The 21745-nt window shown below is 62.3% G+C and carries 19 protein-coding genes and 1 other RNA gene; 12 read left to right on the forward strand and 8 right to left on the reverse strand.

All coding sequences use genetic code 11. From position 1 onward, the window contains the following. Nucleotides 1–15: 15 nt before the first annotated feature. On the reverse strand, nucleotides 16–1884 hold the full coding sequence (locus E0H22_RS23180; protein WP_233023299.1) for a DNA polymerase III subunit gamma/tau: 1869 nt from the start codon (nucleotides 1882–1884) through the stop codon (nucleotides 16–18). A gap of 127 nt (nucleotides 1885–2011) precedes the next feature. Beyond that, nucleotides 2012–2108, reverse strand: an RNA gene (gene ffs / locus E0H22_RS23185) — signal recognition particle sRNA small type. A gap of 181 nt (nucleotides 2109–2289) precedes the next feature. On the opposite strand from ffs, the gene E0H22_RS23190 reads away from it, so the two are divergent. The 4 genes from E0H22_RS23190 (at nucleotide 2290) to E0H22_RS23205 (ending at nucleotide 5307) form a co-directional block, all read left to right on the forward strand. Then, the gene (locus E0H22_RS23190; protein ID WP_233023300.1) at nucleotides 2290–2712 is read left to right on the forward strand and encodes an HIT domain-containing protein; all 423 of its coding nucleotides are present in this window, start codon (nucleotides 2290–2292) and stop codon (nucleotides 2710–2712) included. Between the two features lie 5 nt (nucleotides 2713–2717). Continuing rightward, the gene (gene nudC, locus E0H22_RS23195; RefSeq protein ID WP_233023301.1) at nucleotides 2718–3656 is read left to right on the forward strand and encodes an NAD(+) diphosphatase; all 939 of its coding nucleotides are present in this window, start codon (nucleotides 2718–2720) and stop codon (nucleotides 3654–3656) included. Nucleotides 3657–3671: 15 nt separating this feature from the next. Further along, nucleotides 3672–4604, forward strand: a complete 933-nt coding sequence (locus tag E0H22_RS23200) for a sugar kinase (protein ID WP_233023302.1) — start codon at nucleotides 3672–3674, stop codon at nucleotides 4602–4604. Between the two features lie 193 nt (nucleotides 4605–4797). Continuing rightward, complete coding sequence (locus E0H22_RS23205) at nucleotides 4798–5307, forward strand: Lrp/AsnC family transcriptional regulator (protein ID WP_233023303.1); 510 nt, start codon at nucleotides 4798–4800, stop codon at nucleotides 5305–5307. A 155-nt stretch (nucleotides 5308–5462) separates the two neighbouring features. On the opposite strand, the gene E0H22_RS23210 is transcribed toward E0H22_RS23205, so the two are convergent. The 3 genes from E0H22_RS23210 to hrpB all read right to left on the reverse strand — a co-directional run bounded on the left by E0H22_RS23210 (nucleotide 5463) and on the right by hrpB (nucleotide 10222). After that, nucleotides 5463–6962, reverse strand: a complete 1500-nt coding sequence (locus E0H22_RS23210) for a phosphomannomutase/phosphoglucomutase (protein ID WP_233023304.1) — start codon at nucleotides 6960–6962, stop codon at nucleotides 5463–5465. Nucleotides 6963–7101: 139 nt separating this feature from the next. Continuing rightward, entirely contained in the window at nucleotides 7102–7611 is a 510-nt protein-coding gene (locus E0H22_RS23215; protein WP_233026510.1) for a TIGR02281 family clan AA aspartic protease, read from the reverse strand. A 139-nt stretch (nucleotides 7612–7750) separates the two neighbouring features. Then, nucleotides 7751–10222, reverse strand: coding sequence for an ATP-dependent helicase HrpB (hrpB, locus tag E0H22_RS23220; protein WP_233023305.1), 2472 nt, complete (start codon nucleotides 10220–10222; stop codon nucleotides 7751–7753). Nucleotides 10223–10371: 149 nt separating this feature from the next. Here hrpB and E0H22_RS23225 point away from each other — a divergent pair, with 149 nt between their 5' ends. The 3 genes from E0H22_RS23225 (at nucleotide 10372) to E0H22_RS23235 (ending at nucleotide 15149) form a co-directional block, all read left to right on the forward strand. Then, nucleotides 10372–11412, forward strand: a complete 1041-nt coding sequence (locus E0H22_RS23225) for an acyltransferase family protein (RefSeq protein WP_233023306.1) — start codon at nucleotides 10372–10374, stop codon at nucleotides 11410–11412. A gap of 82 nt (nucleotides 11413–11494) precedes the next feature. Then, the gene (gene polA, locus E0H22_RS23230) at nucleotides 11495–14512 is read left to right on the forward strand and encodes a DNA polymerase I (RefSeq protein WP_233023307.1); all 3018 of its coding nucleotides are present in this window, start codon (nucleotides 11495–11497) and stop codon (nucleotides 14510–14512) included. A 1-nt stretch (nucleotide 14513) separates the two neighbouring features. Beyond that, nucleotides 14514–15149 (forward strand): LysE family translocator, encoded by a 636-nt coding sequence (locus tag E0H22_RS23235; RefSeq protein ID WP_233023308.1) that lies wholly within the window; start codon nucleotides 14514–14516, stop codon nucleotides 15147–15149. On the opposite strand, the gene E0H22_RS23240 is transcribed toward E0H22_RS23235, so the two are convergent. Continuing rightward, nucleotides 15146–15772 carry a glutathione S-transferase family protein gene (locus tag E0H22_RS23240; protein WP_233023309.1) on the reverse strand — a complete coding sequence of 209 codons (627 nt, stop codon included), beginning with the start codon at nucleotides 15770–15772 and terminating at the stop codon, nucleotides 15146–15148. The two genes, E0H22_RS23235 and E0H22_RS23240, sit on opposite strands and share 4 nt — an antisense overlap. Nucleotides 15773–15827: 55 nt before the next feature. Then, complete coding sequence (locus E0H22_RS23245) at nucleotides 15828–16739, reverse strand: LysR family transcriptional regulator (RefSeq protein WP_233023310.1); 912 nt, start codon at nucleotides 16737–16739, stop codon at nucleotides 15828–15830. 76 nt (nucleotides 16740–16815) lie between these two features. Here E0H22_RS23245 and E0H22_RS23250 point away from each other — a divergent pair, with 76 nt between their 5' ends. The 5 genes from E0H22_RS23250 (at nucleotide 16816) to E0H22_RS23270 (ending at nucleotide 20994) form a co-directional block, all read left to right on the forward strand. After that, nucleotides 16816–17403 (forward strand): chromate transporter, encoded by a 588-nt coding sequence (locus E0H22_RS23250; RefSeq protein WP_233023311.1) that lies wholly within the window; start codon nucleotides 16816–16818, stop codon nucleotides 17401–17403. Next, entirely contained in the window at nucleotides 17400–17927 is a 528-nt protein-coding gene (locus tag E0H22_RS23255) for a chromate transporter (RefSeq protein ID WP_233023312.1), read from the forward strand. The genes E0H22_RS23250 and E0H22_RS23255 overlap by 4 nt, the downstream gene beginning before the upstream one ends. Nucleotides 17928–18025: 98 nt before the next feature. Beyond that, a complete protein-coding gene (gene pyrE / locus E0H22_RS23260; RefSeq protein WP_233023313.1) occupies nucleotides 18026–18589 on the forward strand; it encodes an orotate phosphoribosyltransferase in 564 nt (187 codons plus the stop codon). Nucleotides 18590–18636: 47 nt separating this feature from the next. Next, nucleotides 18637–20064 carry a sodium:proton antiporter gene (locus E0H22_RS23265; protein ID WP_430715294.1) on the forward strand — a complete coding sequence of 476 codons (1428 nt, stop codon included), beginning with the start codon at nucleotides 18637–18639 and terminating at the stop codon, nucleotides 20062–20064. 129 nt (nucleotides 20065–20193) lie between these two features. Continuing rightward, entirely contained in the window at nucleotides 20194–20994 is an 801-nt protein-coding gene (locus tag E0H22_RS23270; protein ID WP_233023315.1) for a DUF2865 domain-containing protein, read from the forward strand. A 13-nt stretch (nucleotides 20995–21007) separates the two neighbouring features. On the opposite strand, the gene E0H22_RS23275 is transcribed toward E0H22_RS23270, so the two are convergent. Continuing rightward, nucleotides 21008–21439, reverse strand: a complete 432-nt coding sequence (locus E0H22_RS23275) for a hypothetical protein (protein ID WP_233023316.1) — start codon at nucleotides 21437–21439, stop codon at nucleotides 21008–21010. Nucleotides 21440–21745 lie beyond the last annotated feature (306 nt).

Raw genomic sequence — 21745 nt, forward strand, 5'->3', positions numbered from 1 at the left:
TTCGGGATCATGCTCTTAATCGTCGTCGCCGGGATCGGCGCCGTCATCGATGATCAGATCGCTGCCGTCGCCATCCGGCACTTCGGGCGCCAGCATGGTGACTTCCATCTTGGCGCCGGGGAATTTCGCCAGCACCGCCTGCACCCGCGGATCGGCCGCGGCGGCGCGATAGCGCTCGTCCTTCAGTTCCTGCTGCTGCTCACGGATCGTCGCCGCGCCCTGCGCATTGGAGACGATCACAGCCCAGCGCCGGCCGGTCCACATTTCCAGCTTGCGCGAGAGGTCGTTGATCAGCGAACGCGCGGCCGTGCGCTCCATCGACAGTTCGAGCCGGCCATCCTCGATGCGCACGAGACGGACGTCGGATTCCAGCGCCGCCTTCACCATCAGATCGCGCTTTTGCCCGGCCAATGCGACCAATTCAGGGAAGGTTGCAATTTTCAGGACAGTCGCCGGCTGCGCCTCCGCCATCCCGACCTGGGGCCGCGGCGACGGCTCGGCACTCCCTCGCTGCATCACCGGACCACGCGGCGCGCTCATGGTCGGCGCGGAGGGCGGCGATGATGCCGAGGGCATCTGCACGGAGGATTGAGCGGACGGCGCATTCAGCATCGGCGCAGCACGGCCGCCGCCATTGCCGATGACCGGCGACGAGCCGCCGCCCTGCTCGATCATGCGGATGGCTTCATCGGGTGTCGGCAGATCGGCGACATAGGCGATGCGCACCAGCACCATCTCGGCTGCGGCAGCAGGACGCGTCGCGCCTTGCACTTCGGTGATGCCCTTGAGCAGCATCTGCCACATCCGCGACAGCACGCGCATCGAGAGTTTCGACGCAAAGTCGCGCGCACGCAGGCGCTCGGTCTCGCCGAAGGCCACGTTGTCGGCCGTCGCAGGCACGATCTTCACGCGGGTGACGAAATTGACGAACTCGGCGAGATCGCTCAGCACTACGACCGGATCCGCGCCGACATCGTACTGCTCGCGGAATTCCTTGAACGCCGCCGCGATATCACCGCGCGCCAGCGAGTCGAACAGGTCGATGACGCGGGTGCGATCGGCGAGGCCGAGCATCTGCCGAACCGCGTCGGCCTTCACGAGACCGGCGGCATGGGCGATCGCCTGATCGAACAGCGACAGTGAATCGCGCACCGAGCCTTCGGCCGCCCGCGCGATAATACCAAGCGCTTCAGGTTCGACCTCGACGCCTTCCTTGCCGGCAATAGTCGACAGGTGCTGCATCAGCACGTCGGCATCGACACGGCGCAGGTCGAAGCGCTGGCAGCGCGACAACACCGTGATCGGCACCTTGCGGATTTCTGTGGTGGCGAAAACGAACTTGGCGTGCTCCGGCGGCTCCTCCAGCGTTTTCAGAAACGCGTTGAAGGCCGCCGTCGACAGCATGTGGACTTCGTCGATGATGTAGACCTTGTAACGCGCAGATGTCGGCGCATAACGCACGCTGTCATTGATCGCGCGAACGTCATCGACGCCGGTATGCGAGGCGGCGTCCATTTCCAGCACGTCGATATGACGGCTTTCCATGATAGCTTTACAATGCACGCCATGACTCGGCATCTGGATGGTCGGCCCCTTCACCGAACCATCGGCCATCTCGTAATTCAGCGCCCGCGCCAGAATGCGCGCCGTGGTCGTCTTACCGACCCCACGGACACCAGTGAGAATCCAGGCCTGCGGGATGCGGCCGGTCTCGAAAGCATTGGACACGGTGCGGACCAGAGCTTCCTGGCCGATCAGGTCGTCGAAATTCCCCGGCCGGTACTTTCGCGCAAGAACTCGGTAAGGCGTTGACGTTGCGGCAGAATTCATCGCAAAGCCGGCTTGGGCGTCGTCATTGGAAGAGGGCATGCCGGCATCGGTCATCAAGAAATCCGCAATCTGTTGTCTCAGGTGCCGGCTTGCGGAACATCGGACCATCAGCCGGGCCAAGATAAAGGCAAAGGGAACCGATGTTCCCGCCGCTGGCGCTGATTGTGCCCGATAGAACGAGGTAGGAGACTGACGAGCGACCCGATCCGGATCTCGTTAGGGCTGCTTCCTTCCGGACCTGACCCGGTTGGCGAGTGGCTCGTCCACCGCCAATCTCCCACTGCCTATTTGGGGCCAAACGGGCCGGAAAGCAAGCGTGACGCACGCCTCCGGTCTGCCACAGGATTTGCCACCGTGTTGCCGCAAGAAATCGTGGCACATCCTCGCAAAAGCAGGCACCACGGAGTTGTCCGCGCGGCCAGTTCCTGCGACGCTGCGCGCCAAAAATCGAGAGTCCGAATGGCCACCACGCCCCCCTTCGAGCTGCACAAACAGCTCCAGCAAGACACCATCGACATCGGCGACCTACCCCTCAGCCGCGTGCTGGTCGTGAAAGACGCGCACTACCCCTGGCTGATGCTGGTGCCGCGCCGGGCCGACATCATCGACATCATCGATCTCGACGAGGTCGCGCAGGCCCAGTTGATGACGGAGATCAACCGGGTCGGGCGCGCGCTCAAGGAGATCACCAAATGCGACAAGCTCAATGTCGCCGCGCTCGGCAATGTGGTGCCGCAGCTTCACGTTCACATCGTCGCGCGCCGCAAGACCGATGCAGCCTGGCCGCGCCCGATCTGGGGCGTGATGCCGCCGCTCGCCCATGACGCCGGGGAAGTGCAGCGCTTCATCTCGGAACTCCGTCGCAAGATCTGGCTCGGTTGAATGACATGACAAGCAAGCTATTTCCCCTCGGCAAGCCGGCCTTCATCTCCAACACCCTCGATCGCGCGGCGCATCTGCGCTTCAACGACGAAAAGCTGTTCGCGCTGGAAAACAAAAGCGACAGCCGGGCTTATGTGATCTATCGCGACTCGTTGGTGATGAAGAAGGACGGCGACAATGTCCGCGCCCTGCTTTCCATCGACGAGGCGCTGAAATTCGGAGCGAATCCCGGCACCATCTTTCTCGGCCTCCGTAATGGCGCTGCGGTGTTTGGCATGGGTATCTCGCCACAGGCGTCGGAGAAACTCGTCGGCCGCGACGATGTTCAGGTGTCTGAACTCCGCGGCATGGCGATGCAGGGCATCATCCCGCCGGACGAGCTCTCGGCCGTCGCCCAAGCCAAGTCCATGGTGTCCTGGCATCAGCGCCACGGCTTCTGCGCCAATTGCGGGGCCAAATCCTCGATGGCCGAAGGAGGCTGGAAGCGCGTCTGCCCGAGCTGCAAGACCGAGCATTTCCCACGTACCGATCCGGTCGTCATCATGCTGGTCGAGAAGGGCGACAAGTGCCTGCTCGGCCGCCAGAAGCAGTTCGCGCCAGGCATGTATTCGTGCCTCGCCGGCTTCGTTGAAGCCGCCGAGACCATCGAGGATGCGGTGAAGCGCGAAGTCTTCGAGGAATCCGGCATCCGCTGCACCGATGTCACCTACTACATGACGCAGCCCTGGCCCTATCCCTCGTCCCTGATGATCGGCTGTTCGGCCCGAGCGCTCACCGACGAAATCGTCATCGACAGGATGGAACTTGAAGACGCCCGGTGGTTTGACCGTGACGAGGCGATGCTGATGTGGAAGCGCGAGCACCCGGACGGGCTCGCGGGTCCGCATCCGTTTGCCATCGCGCATCATCTGCTTGGACGATGGCTGCATCCCGACCAAGCGTGACCAACGGGGACATTCATGACTGACCAGCCCAAACACGTGTTGTGTATCGGCCTCCCGGTACGCGACCTGACCTTTGCCGTAGAATCGGTCCCCGGGCGCGGTCAGAAATTTCCGTCCCAGCGCTTTGCGCAGATCATCGGCGGCAACGCGCTGAATGCTGCGATCGGCGTTAACAGGCTCGGCGGCAAGGCCGCAATGACAGGGCCGATGGGCGACAAAAACGAAACCGCAGACCAGTTCCTGTTCGACGATCTCGCAAAGGAGGGAATCGATACGGAGCATCTCGTCCATATGCCGGGGCTGGTGACGCCGATCTCGGCGGTCATGATCGACCCCTCGGGCGAGCGCACCATCGTCACCTTCCGCGATCCCGAATTGTGGAAAGTGAAGCTGCCCGCTCATGACGTGCTGCTGAAAGGCTGCGATGCCATTCTGGTGGAAAGCCGCTGCGCCGGCTTCGCCACCGATCTCTGCATCGAGGCACGCCATCGCGGTATTCCCGTTGTCGTCGATATCGACAGCACGATCTCGCAGCACGAAGGGCTGCTCACGGCGTCATCGCATCTGATCTTCTCCGACGACGCCCTGCAATCCACCGCCGGCATCGCCGACAATCTGAAGGCCCTGCAGAAGCTGGCAACGCTGACGCATTCTTTCCTTGCGGTCACACGCGGCCCCCGGGGCACGCTGTGGCTCGACGAACAGGGGCACCCCAGGGAAACCCCTGCCTTTCCGGTCCATGTGGTCGATACGCTGGGTGCAGGAGATATTTTCCACGGCGCCTTCGCGCTGGAATTTGCCAGTGGAAAATCGGTACCAGAGGCACTCCGTTTCGCGTCAGCAGCGGCAGCACTGAAATGCACGCGCTACGGCGGCGCCTTTGCCTGCCCACAACGTGCTGAAGTTGAACAGCTTTTACGGGAATCGAAGGTGGGCGCCCTGGGCTGAGCAGGCGCTGCCACCGACCTGCCTGAGCAACAGCACACGCTCATCGGAGATGAAATTCATCGCCGCCCTCTCGCAAGCGGCGCTTTTTCGCTACGCAAGAACGATTCGGCGCACATAATCTCCTCACCTTGCCTTAGAAGATTGTTCCATATATGAGGATATCTGACCCATAGATTAGAAAAAAGTTCTTCACATGACCGATGTCGCCGACCAATCTACCGAATCGACCCGCCGTCTCGACGCGATCGACCGCAAGATCCTGACGGTTCTTCAGGAAGACGCCTCGCTGTCCGTCGCCGAGATCGGCGACCGTGTCGGCCTGTCCTCGACGCCATGCTGGAAGCGCATCCAGCGCCTGGAAGCCGATGGCGTGATCCTGCGCCGGGTGGCGCTGGTCGATCAGAACAAGATCGGGCTAGGCATTTCGGTCTTCGTGTCTGTCGAGAGCGCGGACCACTCTGACGCCTGGCTGAAGAAATTCGCCGACGCTGTCAGCGCCATGCCTGAAGTAATGGAATTCTACCGGATGGCCGGCGACGTCGATTACATGCTCCGTGTCGTGGTGGCGGACATGCAGAGCTATGACATCTTCTACAAAAAGCTGATCAGCGCCGTGGCGCTGAAGAATGTGACGTCGCGTTTTGCGATGGAAAAGATCAAGTCAGTGACGGCACTGCCGGTGCCGCCGCTGCCGGCGAATTGACGCGCTGACGGGACTGTCGCGTTGCCCGGCTTGACCGGGCCATCCAGTACACGCCGCGCTTAGCGCGTTACCGTGCTAGTCAATGTTGACTGGATCGCCCGCTCCGAGCGCGCAATTGCGCGCCGAGCGGGCGATGACAGTTGGAGTTTCGCCACTCAAATCGTCTGGTTATACGCACCGACTTCCGGATGCGTTTTCAGCACGAGATTGATCGCATCGAACATGTCGTGCATGCGCTGCTTCGACACCGGACTCTCGACCACGACAACCAGCTCCGGCTTGTTCGACGAGGCACGCACGAGACCCCAACTGCCGTCCTCGCAAGTTACACGCACGCCGTTCACCGTGACGAGATCGCGGATCGGCTGGCCGGCGACCTTGTCGCCTTTTGTCCGCGCGCCCTCGAAATGCTTCACAACGGCTTCCACGACGCCATACTTCTTTTCGTCATCGCAGTGCGGCGACATGGTCGGCGACGACCAGGTCTTCGGCAGCGCCTCCTTGAGATCGGCCATGGTCTTGCCCGGCGCGCGATCCAGCATTTCGCAAATCGCGATGGCCGAGACGAGGCCATCGTCATAGCCACGGCCGACCGGCGCATTGAAGAAGAAGTGGCCAGACTTCTCGAATCCCGCGAGCGCATTCAATTCATGGGTACGGCGCTTCATGTAGGAGTGGCCGGTTTTCCAGTAGGTCGTCTTCGCGTTCTGTTGCTGCAGCACCGGATCGGTGATGAACAGACCCGTCGACTTCACATCGACGACGAATTCCGCATTCCGGTGAACCGCCGACATGTCGCGCGCGAGCATCACGCCGACCTTGTCGGCGAAAATTTCCTCACCGGTGTTGTCGACGACACCGCAGCGATCGCCGTCGCCATCGAAACCAAGGCCGACATCAGCCTTGTGTGCGAGCACCGCATCGCGAATCGCGTGCAGCATCTCCATGTCTTCCGGATTCGGATTGTATTTCGGAAAGGTGTGATCGAGCTCGGTGTCGAGCGGAATCACCTCGCAACCGATCGCTTCCAGCACCTGTGGCGCGAAGGCGCCGGCGGTGCCATTACCACAGGCAGCGACGACCTTCAGCTTGCGCTTCAGCTTCGGACGGTTGGTGAGATCGGCGATGTAGCGCGCCGGATAGTTTTCGTGAAAGTGGTAGGAACCACCAGCCTTGTTCTTGAACTCGGCGTTGAGCACGATCTCTTTCAATCGTGTCATTTCATCGGGACCGAAAGTAAGCGGCTTGTTGGCGCCCATTTTCACGCCGGTCCAACCATTGTCGTTATGCGAGGCCGTCACCATCGCAACGCAAGGCACATCCAGATCGAATTGCGCAAAATAAGCCATCGGTGTGACCGCCAGGCCGATGTCATGAACCTTACATCCGGCCGCCATCAGACCTGTCATCAGCGCGTATTTGATCGAAGCGGAATAACCGCGAAAATCGTGGCCGGTGACAATCTCCTGCTTCTGGCCGAGCTCTGCGATCAGCGCGCCAAGCCCCATGCCCAGCGCCTGCACGCCCATCAGGTTGATTTCCTTGCCGAACAGCCAGCGTGCGTCATACTCGCGAAAGCCCGTAGCCTTCACCATCGGCTCGGATTCGTAAGCGTAGGTATTCGGCACGAGCAAGGGTTTCGGCTTCGGAAACATAGACGACCTCGCGAATGGTGATGTTTTGTTATTTGAGAACACAGCCATAGCGGCTGCCGACGCCGGTGGGAAGGCGCCGCAATATTGAAGAGGCTTAGTTTGTTTGAAATTGGGCCGCGGTATCCGGCCAGGCTGCCAACTACTGCTCGAGCACCATTTGGCCGTTCGAATATTCGAATCGCTTCAACCTGGAAAGAAACGACAATCCGAGCAGATTCTCTGACAGAGCTTCATCTGGCAGCACCATGGCGTCCACATCGCGCACGGTAATTTCTCCGACCTGCACCATCGGCAATTTTGCACGCGCCGCTTTCAACGTGCCATTCGCGGTTGTCACCGTGGCGTTATATTCGGCGCGCGACGGACGAAGTCCAAAGCGCGCCGCAGACTTTTCGTTGAGCGCGATCACCGAGGCACCGGTATCGACCATGAAGTCAATGCGCTGGCCGTCGATGCGTGCTTCGGTCTGGAAATGACCGCGGGCATCACGGGAAATCGCAAGACTCCGGGTCCCCGCCTGCGGGGCGCTCAGAGCTGCAAGTCTGGTCGGTGCGTTTTCGGTGCGGGCCATCGCCGGCGTCGAGGTCATCCTGTCGGCGACCTGTGCCATCACGGTGCCGAGACCGATCAGCACCGCCGCGAGAAACATGATGCTACGCATACGCAACCCTCACTGGACGCCACAGGCGGAACCGCAATCGACCACGGATCGCCGCCACCGTCCGTAGGGGACGGCGGACTACACCGGCAATTTTCGCGAAAAGGATGAGCGAAGGGTTAAGGCGCGCTTACGTTCCACGCGGCTTGGCACGACGGGTCGGCATGGCGGTCGCCGGATCGTCCGGCCAGGGATGGCGTGGATAACGGCCACGCAGGTCCGAGCGAACGTCCTGATAGCTGCCGCGCCAAAAACCAGGCAGATCGCGCGTTACCTGCACCGGTCGCTGTGCCGGCGACAACAGTTCCAGCACCAACGGCACCTTGCCCTTGGCGACGGAGGGATGCGTGCCAAGTCCGAACAGTTCCTGCAAACGGACGGCGATGGTCGGGCCCTGCTCGGCTTCATAATCGATCGCAAGCATGGTGCCGGTCGGTGCTTCGAAATGAGTCGGCGCTTCTCTATCAAGGCGAACGCGCTGATCCCAGGGAAGCAGATTCATGATCGTGTCGGACAGATCGCCGGCGGAGAAGTCCTTCAGCGAAGTTTTGCCGAATAGCGCGGGCGCAAGCCATGCCTCGCGCGTATCGATCAACGCCTGATCGGACAGATCGGGCCAGGCCTCGCCTTCGGAAGCACGCAGGAACATCACGCGGCCGCGCCACTGTTGCAGCGCCCTGGACCATGGCAGCCGATCAAGGCCGAGCCCTGCGAGACCATTGGCGAAGACGCGCGCGGCATCTTCGGAGGCCATCACTGTCAGCGGCGCCTCGGATAGCGTGATCGCATGCAGAGTGCGCTTGCGGCGGCCGCGGAGGCTCGTCGAGCCGCGGTCGAACGTGATCTCGTCGGCATTTTCAATGTGTTCGGCGAAGCGCGTTTCAATCTCGGTTTGCGAGAGCGGCGCGGCGAGCAGAATGCGTCCGTTCGCAGCGGTGCCGGTGAGTTCGCCGACGGCGATGTAAGGCGCTTTCGCCAGCGCAACACTCTGCTCGACGGACGCGCCGCGCCCATTGGCGAGCAGGAAACTGCCATTGCCGCGATTCTTCGCGACCCGATCGGGAAAAGCAAAAGCGAGCATGGCGCCGGTGGACAGCTCTCCTGCCTCAGTTGGGGAGGAAGACGACACCTGCGCGGCCCAGCGCTCGGTCAATTGCCTTGCGCTTGATGCACGCGGCGAGCGGTCGCGACGAAACTGATCGAGGCGATGGTCGAGATCGACGCTGTCGCCGCCAAGGCCGCGCTCGGTGAGGATAGCGGCAATCCCCGCGGCGTCCTCGGCATAACCGAAGCGCGCGGAATCCACGATCATGCGTGCGAGGCGCGGTGGTAGCGCGAGTTCACGCAGCGCACGGCCTTCATCGGTGATGCGGCCATCGCCATCAAGCGCGCCGAGCTCGACCAGCAGGCTGCGCGCCTCCTTCAAGGCCGGTACCGGCGGCGGATCGAGGAAAGTGAGCTGCGCGGGATCGTTGATGCCCCATTGCGCGCAATCCAGCAGCAGTGTCGACAGATCGGCACTCAGAATTTCCGGCTGGGTATAGGCAGGCAACGAGGCAGTCTGCGGTTCGTCCCATAGCCGATAGCAGATGCCAAGCTCGGTGCGACCGGCACGGCCGCGGCGCTGGTCCACTGCGGCGCGCGAAGCGCGCACGGTTTCGAGCCGCGTCAGGCCGATATCGGGCTCGTAGCGCGGCACACGGGCGAGCCCGCAATCGACCACGATGCGCACCCCCTCGATGGTCAGCGAGGTCTCGGCGATGGACGTCGCCAGCACCACCTTGCGCTGGCCCTTGGGCGCCGGCTGGATGGCGCGGTCCTGCACGGCGGCATCCAGCGCGCCGAACAGCGGCACGATTTCGGTGCCGGCATCCTGCAGGCGTTCGGCGAGGAAATTCTGCGTACGGCGAATTTCCGCCGCGCCGGGCAGGAAGGCGAGCACCGAGCCACTATCCGCACGCAGCGCCGCAGCGATGGCGTCGGCCATCTGCCGCTCGACCTGCACATCCGGCTTGCGGCCGAGATAGCGTGTCTCCACCGGAAAGGCGCGACCCTCGCTGGCGATGACCGGCGCATCGCCGAGCAGTTTCGCGATCCGCGCACCATCGATCGTCGCGGACATCACAAGGATGCGGAGATCCTCGCGCAGCCCGATCTGCGCATCGCGCGCGAGGGCAAGGCCGAGATCGGCATCGAGGGAGCGTTCGTGAAATTCGTCGAACAGCACCGCGCCGACGCCGGAAAGTTCGGGATCGTCCAATATCTGGCGTGCGAAAATGCCCTCGGTCACCACCTCGATCCGCGTGTTGCGCGAGATCTTGGAACCGAAGCGGACGCGGTAGCCGACCGTCTCGCCGGCGCGTTCGCCCAGCGTCTTCGCCATCCGCTCGGCACTGGCGCGGGCGGCGATACGGCGCGGCTCCAGCATGACGATCTTCTTGCCGTTGAGCCATGGCGCGTCGAGCAGCGCGAGCGGCACGCGCGTGGTCTTGCCGGCGCCGGGCGGCGCCACCAGAACGGCGGCATTGCTGCCTTGCAGCGCGCCGGCCAGATCGTCCAGCACCGCGTCGATGGGTAAAGATGTATCGAAAGTCCGGGTCATGAGGCTCGCATCGGTTAACGCCCATTAACCAGCGCGCGAAGCTCGCGCAAGCGTGACCATCCGATCAATATTTTGGATAATAACAGCAAGCCATTTGAAACCGATTGTCCCGATTATGCCGCGCAAAAGGGGCGCGGAGAGGGATTACCATGACCATGAGCGGCATATCGGCCGGCTCGGAGCGGGTCGATTGGGTCGACTACGCCAAGGGCATCTGCATCATCATGGTGGTGATGATGCATTCCGTGCTGGGCACCGAACTCGCGGCCGGCGAGACCGGCTACATGCATTATCTCGTCGAATTCGCCAAACCGTTCCGGATGCCGGACTTCTTCCTGATCTCCGGCCTGTTCCTCGCGCGCGTGATCGACCGCGACTGGCGCACCTATCTCGACCGCAAGGTGATACACTTTCTGTATTTCTATGCGCTGTGGGTGACCATCCAGTTCGGCTTCAAGGCCCCGGGTTTCACCGCCGAACATGGCTGGCCCTATGTGATCAAGCTGTATCTGCTGTCTTATATCGATCCTTTCGGCACGCTGTGGTTTATCTATCTGCTGCCGGTGTTCTTCGTGCTGACCAAAGCTATGCGCAACGTGCATCCCGCACTGATCTGGGGCATCGCCGCGGTGCTTGAGAGTCTGCATGTGCAGACCGGCTGGACCGCGATCGATGAATTCTGTGCGCGCTTCATCTACTTCTATTCGGGCTATCTGTTCGCAACGCAGGTATTTGCGCTGTCGGACAAGGCGCGGACCAAGCCGATGCTGGCACTGACCGGCCTCGCCGTCTGGGCAGTGGTGAATGCCGCGCTGGTGCATGGCGGCGTCAGCGAATGGCCGGGGATATCGCTTGCGCTCGGCTTTGCCGGCGCCATGGCGATCATCGTGATCGGCACCTTGCTGGCGAAGATGCAATGGCTGGATTTCGTTCGCTTCTTCGGCGAGCATTCCATCGTCATCTATCTCGCTTTCTTCCTGCCGATGGCCACCGCACGCACGGTCCTCCTGAAACTCGCACCGCTGGACGTCGGCACCATTGCCCTGCTCGTTACCGTCAGCGGTATCGTCGGTGCGCTGGCGATCTGGTGGCTGGCCCTGCGTGTCCGCGCCAATTTCCTGTTCGAACGGCCAGAGGCGTTCTGGATTGCGCCGAAGAAGAAGGGCGCTGCGCTGCAACTCGCTGAATGATGACTGTCATTGCCCGCTTTCGTGGGCAATGACAGTCGGGGTTAGGGCTGTCATTCGCCGCAAAAATCCTTAAATTGCGGCCATGTCGAAAGCCCCCGCAAAATCTGCCTCCCCCGCCCCCGTGAAAGCGCCTAGCAAAGGTGACCACGTCTTTCTGGTGGACGGCTCGTCCTACATCTTCCGCGCCTATCACGCGCTGCCGCCGCTGAATCGCAAATCCGACGGGTTGCAGGTCAACGCCGTGCTCGGCTTCTGCAACATGCTGTGGAAACTCATGCGCGACATGCCCCCGGCGGACAAGCCGACGCATCTGGCGATTATCTTCGACAAATCCGAGATTACCTTCCGCAACAAGCTCTATCCCGACTACAAGGCCCACCGCCCCCCGGCGCCCGACGACCTGATCCCGCAGTTTGCCCTGATCCGTGACGCAGTGCGCGCCTTCGATCTGCCATGTATCGAACAGGCTGGCTTCGAGGCCGATGACCTGATCGCAACCTATGTGCGGCAGGCCTGCGAGCGCGGCGCCACCGCCACCATCGTCTCCTCCGACAAGGATCTGATGCAGCTCGTGACTGATTGCGTCACCATGTACGATACCATGAAGGATCGTCGCCTTGGCGTGCCCGAGGTAATCGAGAAATTCGGTGTGCCTCCGGAGAAGGTGGTCGAGGTGCAGGCGCTGGCCGGCGACAGCGTTGACAACGTGCCGGGCGTGCCGGGCATCGGCATCAAGACCGCAGCACAGCTCATCACCGAATATGGCGATCTCGAAACCCTGCTCGCCCGCGCTCCCGAAATCAAACAACCGAAGCGTCGCGAGGCGCTGATCGAGAATGCCGAGAAGGCACGCATCTCGCGCCAGCTCGTGCTGCTCGATGACAAGGTGACGCTGGATGTGCCGCTTGACGACCTTGCAGTGCATGAGCCGGATGCGAGGAAGCTCATCGCTTTTCTAAAGCGAATGGAATTCACCACCCTCACCCGCCGCGTGGCTGAATATTCGCATATCGATATTGCCGACGTACCCGCCGAAGCGGAAAGCGGCTCCGCGAAGCCGGCCACGAAAGGCAGCGGCGAAGCTGGCAGCCAGGGCGGCGACCTGTTTGGCGACATCGAGCAGGCGCCCGCGGTGAAGAGGAAGACCAACGGCAACGGCGCCCATGCGACAGCCCCCGGCAGTAAGGATGTGCTCACACCGGCCGCATTGGCGAAGGCCCGCGCCGAAGCCGCGCGCAATACACCGGTAAAACGCGATAGATATGGCACGATCCGCACTCGCACCGACCTCGACAAGTGGATCGCGCGCATTCTCGACATCGGCCATGTGGCCTTCGAGGCCAAAGCCAGCTCGGACGACCCCATGCAGGCTGACATCGTCGGCCTTGCGCTGGCGCTCGGGCCGAATGACGCGACCTATATTCCGTTCGCCCATCGTCAATCCGGCGACGGTGCCGGCCTGTTCGCCGCCGATCTCGAGCCCGATCAGCTCAAGGCCGCCGATGCGTTGGACGCGCTGAAACCGCTCTTGGAAACAGCCGGCCTCCTCAAGGTCGGCTTCAACATCAAGTTCACCGCGGTGCTCCTGGCACAGCATGGCATCACGCTGCGCAACCATGACGACGTGCAGCTGATGTCCTATGCACTCGATGCCGGTCGCAATGCACACGGACTGGAGGCACTGGCAGAGGCATGGCTCGGCCATGCCGTGTTGACCTATGGCGAGATTATCGGCTCCGGCAAGGGCAAGCTCACTTTCGAGCAAGTGAAGATCGACCGCGCCACCGAATACGCCGCCGAGGACGCCGACGTACTGTTGCGGCTATGGAATGTGCTGAAGCCGCGCCTCGCTGCCGAGCGGATGAATACGGTCTATGAGACCCTCGAGCGACCGCTGATCTCCGTGCTGGCACGGATGGAGCGTCGCGGCATCTCGATCGACCGGCAGGTGCTATCAAAGCTCTCGGCGGATTTTGCGCAGACGGCCGCCCGCATCGAATCCGAAATCAAGGAGATCGCCGGCGAGGACATCAATATCGGCAGCCCGAAACAGCTCGGCGACATCCTGTTCGGCAAGATGGGCCTGCCCGGCGGCAGCAAGACCAAGACCGGCGCGTGGTCCACCTCGGCGCAGGTGCTCGATGAACTTGCGGAACAGGGCCACGAATTTCCGCGCAAGATTCTCGACTGGCGGCAGGTGTCGAAACTGCGTTCGACCTATACCGACGCATTGCCGAACTATGTGCATCCACAAACCCATCGCGTTCATACGACCTACGCGCTGGCCGCGACCACCACCGGACGGCTGTCCTCCAACGAGCCGAACCTGCAGAACATCCCGGTGCGCACCGAGGATGGCCGCAAGATCCGCCGCGCTTTCGTCGCCTCCCCCGGCCACAAGCTGGTGTCCGCCGACTATTCGCAGATCGAGCTGCGCCTGCTCGCCGAGATCGCCGATATTCCCGTGCTGAAACAAGCCTTCCAGGACGGGCTCGACATTCACGCCATGACGGCGTCGGAAATGTTCGGCGTGCCGGTGAAAGACATGCCGGCTGAAGTGCGCCGCCGCGCCAAGGCAATCAATTTCGGCATTATCTACGGCATCTCGGCCTTCGGCCTCGCCAACCAGCTCGGCATCCCGCGCGAGGAAGCCTCGGCCTATATCAAAAAATACTTCGAACGCTTCCCCGGCATCCGCGCTTACATGGACCAGACCCGCGACTTCTGCCGGGAACATGGCTATGTGACCACGCTGTTCGGCCGCAAGTGTCATTACCCCGACATCAAGGCCTCGAACCCGTCGCTGCGCGCTTTCAACGAACGCGCCGCCATCAATGCACGCCTACAGGGCACCGCCGCCGACATCATCCGCCGTGCCATGAGCCGGATGGAGGATGCGCTGGCCGAGAAGAAGCTCTCAGCGAAGATGCTGCTGCAGGTGCATGACGAACTGATTTTTGAGGTACCCGACGACGAGGTGGCCGCGACGCTGCCGGTGGTCCAGCACACCATGCAGGATGCGCCCTTCCCGGCGGTGCTGCTATCGGTGCCGCTGAATGTCGATGCGCGGGCGGCGGACAATTGGGAAGAGGCGCATTGAGATGCCGCACATAACGGCTTTGCTCGGTTTCGCCATTGTCTCGCTTAGCATGGTGCTGACGCCCGGTCCGAACATGATCTATCTGATCTCGCGCTCGATCACGCAGGGACCGGCGGCCGGCCTGGTGTCGCTCGGCGGTGTGGCGCTGGGGTTTATTTTCTACATGCTGTGCGCAGCATTCGGGATCACCGCCCTGCTGTTCGCCGTGCCCTACGCTTACGACGCACTGCGCCTTGGCGGCGCGGCCTATCTGCTGTGGCTGGCTTGGCAGGCGCTGAAGCCGAACGGACGTTCGCCGTTTCAGGTGAAGCAGCTGGCGATCGACAGCCCACGCAAACTGTTCACCATGGGCTTACTTACCAATCTGCTCAATCCGAAGGCCGCCATGCTCTACCTGGCGCTGCTGCCGCAATTCATCGATCCCAGCGCAGGCAGTATTCTGATGCAATCGCTGGCGCTTGGCGCGACACAGATCGCCATCAGCGTCGCCGTCAATGCCATGATCGCCATCGCTGCCGGATCGATCGCCCTGTTTCTGGCAGGGCGCCCGACCTGGCTGAAACTGCAGCGCTGGCTGATGGGCACCGTGCTGGCGGGCCTCGCCGTGCGAATGGCGCTGGAGTCGCGGCGTAGCTAGTCCAGCTTCACCTCGAAACCGCGCTGCACGGCGGGGCGGGCCATCAGCTGCTCGTACCAGCGCTTCACATGCGGGAAATCTTCCAGCGCCACCTTGTGACGCGGATGGCGCCAGGCCCAGCCGAGAATGGCGAAATCGGCCACTGAAAGGCTGCCCGCGACGAATTCATGATGCGCGAGCCGCCGATCGAGCACGCCATAGAGCCGGCGGGTCTCGTCGGAGAAGCGTTTGAGGCCATAGGCGCGATCGGTCTCGTTCTCCAGCGCGATGAAATGATGCACCTGGCCGGGCATCGGGCCGAAGCCGCCCATCTGCCACATCAACCACTCCAGCACCGGGATGCGATCGCCCAGCGATTTCGGCAGGAACTTGCCGGTCTTCTCGCCGAGATAGAGCAGGATCGCGCCGGATTCGAACACGCTGACCGGCTTGCCGTCCGGTCCTTCGGGATCCACGATGGCCGGGATCTTGTTGTTCGGGCTGATCTCGAGGAATTCCGGCTTCTGCTGCTCGCCTTTGGTGATGTTCACCGGGACCACCTTGTAAGGCAGGCCCATTTCCTCCAGCGCCACGGAGATCTTGCGGCCGTTCGGCGTGTTCCAGGTATGCAATTCGATCGTCATCGGTGTTCCCGTTCTTATGGATCGGCGGCAGGTTGCGTGAGCCGCAACGGAAAGTCTATCGGCGCGTGCCCGCCATCTCGCGCACATGGGCGATCAGGTTTTGCATCGCCCCGGACACCGACGCTGCCCGCCAGGCAAGCAGCAGCGGCGCCACCGGTCCCGGCATATCCGCGAGCGACAGATAGGCGACGCCCTCGGTATCCAGCCGACGCATCGACTCCGGCACCACGGACACACCGAGCCCAGCCGCAACGAAGCTCAGCGTCGAAACCATGCGCGGCGCCTCCTGGCCGATATGCGGGCTGAAGCCGGCCGCGCGACACGCGGTAATGATCGCATCGTAAAGTCCGGGCCCAGTGGGCCGACGATAGAGGATGAAGGTCTCCTCGGCGAGATCCGCCAGTGCGATGCGCTTGCGTTTGCCGCCGGCGAGCAACGGATGGCCCGCCGGCAAAGCCAGCAGCATCGGCTCGTTGAGCAGAGGCTCGATCACGAGGCCGGTGGTGTCGCCAACCGGCACACGAATGAAAGCGAGATCGAGCTGCTCCTTTTGCAGCGCCACGATCAGATCGCCGGTCCGGCTCTCCTCCAGCAACAGATCCACATGTGGCGACTGTTCGCGAAAGGCGCGGACCACAGCGGGGATCAGGGGATGAAAGGCCGCCGATCCGGTGAAACCCACCGCCAGCTGCCCCTGCTCGCCCCGCGCCGTGCGCTGGGCCGTATCCACGGCATGGTCGAGTTGCACCAGCACCGCCCGGGCCTCGGCCAGGAAGGCCCGGCCGGCCTCGGTCAGCTCCACGCCGCGCGGCATGCGCACCAGCAAGGTGACGCCGACTGCAGCTTCGAGCGCTCTGATCTGCTGGCTCAGCGGCGGTTGCTGGATGCCAAGCCGCAGTGCCGCGCGGGTGACGTGGCGCTCCTCGGCGACGGCGATGAAATACCGGAGATGCCGGAGTTCGATCATAGACATATCAATAGAATATGGATTTATATAAATCCATATATTAGACATGACTCCTCACGAGGCGTAGCAAGACGCCATGTCAATCTCCCATCCCAGTATTGCCGCAGCGCCTGTCGAGGCACGCGCGGACCATCCGCCGCCGACATCCATTCAGTTGTTTCTCGGCTTTCTCTGGCTCGGCTTGATCAGCTTTGGCGGCGCGCTGCCGCTGGCACGACGCATGATCGTCGAGAAGCACAGATGGCTGACGGGCGCCGAATTCACCGAACTGCTCGGCCTGTGCCAGTTCCTGCCGGGCGGCAATGTCATCAATCTGTCGGTGGCCGTCGGCCTGCATTTCCGCGGCATTCCCGGCGCCATCGCCGGCATCGGCGGACTGGTCGCCATGCCGACGCTGATCGTCATCGGCCTCGGCACCATCTATGACCGGTTCCAGACCGATCCGCATGTGCAGCACATGTTTCTCGGCCTCGCGGCCGCAGCTGCCGGCCTCCTGATCTCGATGGCGGTGAAAGTTGCGTGGCCGATGCGCCGGGACATGGCCGGCATCGTCATCGCCGCTTTGTGCTTCGTTGCCATCGCGATCCTCCGCCTGCCGCTGCTGCCCACCATGCTGGTATTGGCCGCTCTCAGCATGATGATCGCCGCAAGGAGGACGCCATGATTGCCATCCTGTTCGCCCTCGCCGCGATTTTCACCGAATTGTCGCTGCTCGCTTTCGGCGGCGGCAACACCATCCTGCCCGAAATGCAGCGGCAGGTTGTGGATGTGCATCACTGGATGAGCGCCCGCGATTTCAGCGCCATATTCGCGCTCGCACAGGCAGCCCCCGGTCCCAACATGATGGTGGTGACGCTGGTCGGCTGGCACGTCGCCGGCTGGCCCGGCGTGCTGGTGACATCGCTGGCGAAGTTCGGACCGTCCTCCATCGTGACCGGCCTCGTCATGCAGGTCTGGAAGCGCCACAAGAATGCGCCCTGGCGACGGGTAGTGCAGGCCGGCCTCGTGCCGGTGACCGCGGGCCTTGTCTGCGCCAGTGCGGCACTGATCACCGAAGCCTCCGTCCACACATGGGCGCTAGCCGCCATTACCGTCATTTGCGCGGCAATGACCTTGACCAAGCGCATCCATCCTCTGTGGGCACTGGCTTTCGGTGCCGTGGCCGGCTGGAGCGGCATCGGCCTGTGATTGAACGGCCGCTGGCGTGTTGATGGCACCGGTTCCGCTCTGGCCTATCCGTCCCAGGGCCGGTAAATTGCCGCGGTTTACCTGAAAGAGAGATCGCCTTGTCCAACACAGCCGCCCGCACCCGTCTGCACGAGATCATCCGCGACCGCTCGTTCGGTTATGGCGAGATCACGCTCGCTTCAGGACGCAAGAGCAATTTCTATTTCAACCTGAAGCCCACCATGTGCGACCCGGAAGGCGCCGCGCTTCTGGCCGAGCTCACGTTCGATGCCCTCAAGGACGACAAGCTCGATTATGTCGGCGGGCTGGAGATGGGTGCGGTGCCGCTGGCCGGCGCGCTGGCGCAGCTGTCCTGGATGAAGGGCGCACCGATCGGCGCCTTCTTCGTGCGCAAGAAACCGAAGGAGCATGGCGCACGCCTCGCCATCGAGGGTCTCACGAAGACCGAGAGCCTGAAAGGCAAGCGCGTCGTCATCGTCGAGGACGTCACCACCACCGGCGGTTCCGCCGTGAAGGCGCTCGATGCCGTGCGCGAGGCGGGCGCGGAAGTGGCTCTGGTGTTCACCATGGTCGATCGTGACGAAGGCGCGACCGAAACATTCGCCGCGGCCGGTGTGCCATTTCGTTCGCTTTACAAGGCGACCGAATTCCTCAAAGGTTGAGCATTTCCGGCCTCCACGCGAGACCGATATCGTCTCCCGTGAAAGGCCTGCCCTTGCTTCGTTCCCTCAACCTCGCGCTCTGCATCGCCATTCTAAGCTTCGCCCCCGATGCGGCCTTCGCAGCCGAAGGCGGGCTCGATGGCGCAAAACTGTCGATGCTGTGGGCACTGCCTTTTGCCGGCATCCTGCTTTGCATCGCCACGGGGCCGGTGCTGTATCCGCATTTCTGGGAACATCACTACGGCAAGTTCGCGGCCTTCTGGGCGGCGCTTGTCATCGTGCCGCTATGGTTCTCTGCAGGAACGACGACGGTCTCGCACACGATCGCCCATACGGTGCTGCTCGAATACCTGCCCTTCATCCTGCTGCTGCTATCCCTGTTCACCGTATCGGGTGGCATCTATCTGCAGGGCAATCTGCATGATAGCGTGTTCACCAACACGGTGCTGCTCGGCTTCGGCACGCTGATGGCCAGCGTGGTCGGCACCACGGGTGCATCGATGATCCTGATCCGCCCCTTGCTGCGTGCCAATGATGATCGACGCTACAACGTGCATGTGGTGGTGTTCTTCATCTTTCTCGTCTCGAATATCGGCGGCTCGCTGTCGCCGCTCGGCGACCCGCCGCTGTTTCTCGGATTTCTTCGCGGCGTCGATTTCTTCTGGACCACCACGCATCTTTTCCCGGATACGCTGTTCGCCGCGGGGATCGTGCTGCTGATCTTCATGCTGCTGGATATTTACCTGCATCGCCGTGAGGACCGGCTGCCGAAGATCAAGGACCCGACGCCGGATTCGGCGCTGCGCCTGCACGGCAAGATCAACCTGCTGCTGCTCGGGGTCATCATCGCCGCCATCCTGCTGAGCGGCAGCTGGAAGCCCGGCATTTCCTTCACCGTGCTCGGAACGCCGGTGGAATTGCAGAACCTGCTGCGCGACCTCATCCTCCTCGCCGTGACCTTCGCATCGCTGGCCCTCACCAAGGCCGAGCATCGCAAGGCCAACGACTTCAAATGGGGGCCCATCGAGGAGGTCGCGATCCTGTTCGCCGGCATCTTCATCTGCATCGTGCCGGTCATGGCCATGCTCCAGGCCGGCTCAAACGGACCGTTCGCGCCGCTGGTCGCGCTTGTAACGCATGCGGACGGCACGCCGAACAACGCCGCCTATTTCTGGCTCACCGGTGTCCTGTCGTCGTTCCTCGACAATGCCCCGACCTATCTCGTCTTCTTCGAGCTCGCTGGCGGCGATGCGAAGACGCTGATGAGCTCGGGCGCCGCAACGCTCGCTGCCATCTCCGCCGGTGCGGTGTTCATGGGTGCCAATACCTATATCGGCAATGCACCGAACTTCATGGTCTATGCGATCGCGCGGGATGCCGGCGTGAAAATGCCAAGTTTCTTCGCCTATATGCTGTGGTCGGGTGCAGTGCTGATCCCGGTCTTCCTGCTGATGACCTGGGTTTTCTTCATCTAGTACCGGCGCCGGTTACCTCCCGTTTACCATAACGGCCTAGCCTCGCGCCGAACCGGGATGCTGCAATTCCGGCTGTCGATCATGCGGCCGCGGAGCTTGGCGTTGCGTCACAATCCTGAAATCTCGCGCATGCGCCGACCTCTTTTCGTCGCTGTCATCGCCGCGTGTGTCGCGTTCGCTCCGGAGAACGTATCGGCACAAGGCTTCTTCGATTTCCTCTTCGGCGGCGGTTCGCCGCAAAAGCAGCAACAGCAGCGTCGCGGCGGCCCCCCGCAAAACGATTTCTTCTCCGACCCGTTCGGTCTCAACTCGCAGCAGGAACAGCCGCAGCCCCAGCGCAGCGCAGCTGGCTATGGCGGCTCCGGCGCGGCCTTCTGCGTGCGCACCTGCGACGGCAAATACTTTCCGCTCGGCCGCGGCGGCGCCAGCCCGGCCCAGATGTGCCAGGCCTTCTGCCCGGCCTCACCGACCAAGGTCATGTTCGGCAGCAGCATCGATTATGCGACATCGTCCGCGGGCGAACGCTATGCCGACCTCCCCAACGCCTTCGCCTACCGCAAGGCGCTGAAGGCCGACTGTACCTGCAACGGTCGCGATCCCGCAGGCCTCGCACCGATCGATCTCTCGCTGGACACCTCGCTGCGCCCGGGTGACGTGGTCGCGACCACCAACGGCCTTGTCGTCTTTTCCGGCGTGCGTACCGGCAACAATCAGGCCGCGGAATTCACACCGATTTCATCCTATGCCGGCCTCACCTCGGAAGTCCGCGCCCGGCTCGGCGAAATGAAGGTCGCTCCGGTTGCTGCCGAGACGATCACCGACGAAGCGCCGATGGCAGACACGCCGCGCGAGATCGCACCGCTGCCGGCAACGAGCATCGCGCCGAAGCGGACGCCGGCACAGAGTGCGAAACGCGCCGAAGCCAATTGATCCGCATGTGCCATCATCGCCCGATGATGACACCGACCACATTCGTCTCCGAAAGATATTTCCGCTCGATCTCCGCGCGTGCTGCTGCGCGATTTTCCGGCGTCAGCAGACCGCGCTTCTCGGCCAGAATCATCCAGCAATAGCCCCACCAGTCGGTCAACATGCCGTCGTCACCGACAAGATCGTAGCCCTGCTCTGCAGCGAAGATTCGCGCATGCGCCTCGTCGAGCCGATCGAGCCAGGCATGATCCTCGAGCGGAAATAGATCGTCACTGACATCGTCGGTTGTGTATCCCCACACCGACAAGCATACCGCATTGAATTCACGATCGATCTGGTCGTCATCCACGGGATAACGACGCGCATCAAGATGCAGGCGGGTCAGCGATCGGGCAAAATCGGCGATCCGGGTCAGGGCGAACTGATTGTAGGCCAGAGTTGGCATTGCGAGCCTCGCAGACTGAAGAAACAGCTTCGAATCGGAAGACTACATCAAACACTTGGAAGTTTGTTCTTTATTTGTTCTTATTGATTAAGAGATCGTTGTCGTCCGGTGAATGCCGGCACCCATAACCGTCCCGCAAAGCGATCGGACGTGAGAAGCAGCTGAAGAACTAGCAACGGGACTGGAAGATTGCATTGATCGAACGGGATATCGGCGATTGGGGCGATTTGTCGGACTGTCGTGACGGCAGAGGTCATGAGTGCCGACTTTCGCGTGGACGACACAACGCCCTGCCATGATCTGCCC

Source organism: Rhodopseudomonas boonkerdii (assembly GCF_021184025.1).
Lineage (GTDB): Bacteria > Pseudomonadota > Alphaproteobacteria > Rhizobiales > Xanthobacteraceae > Tardiphaga > Tardiphaga boonkerdii.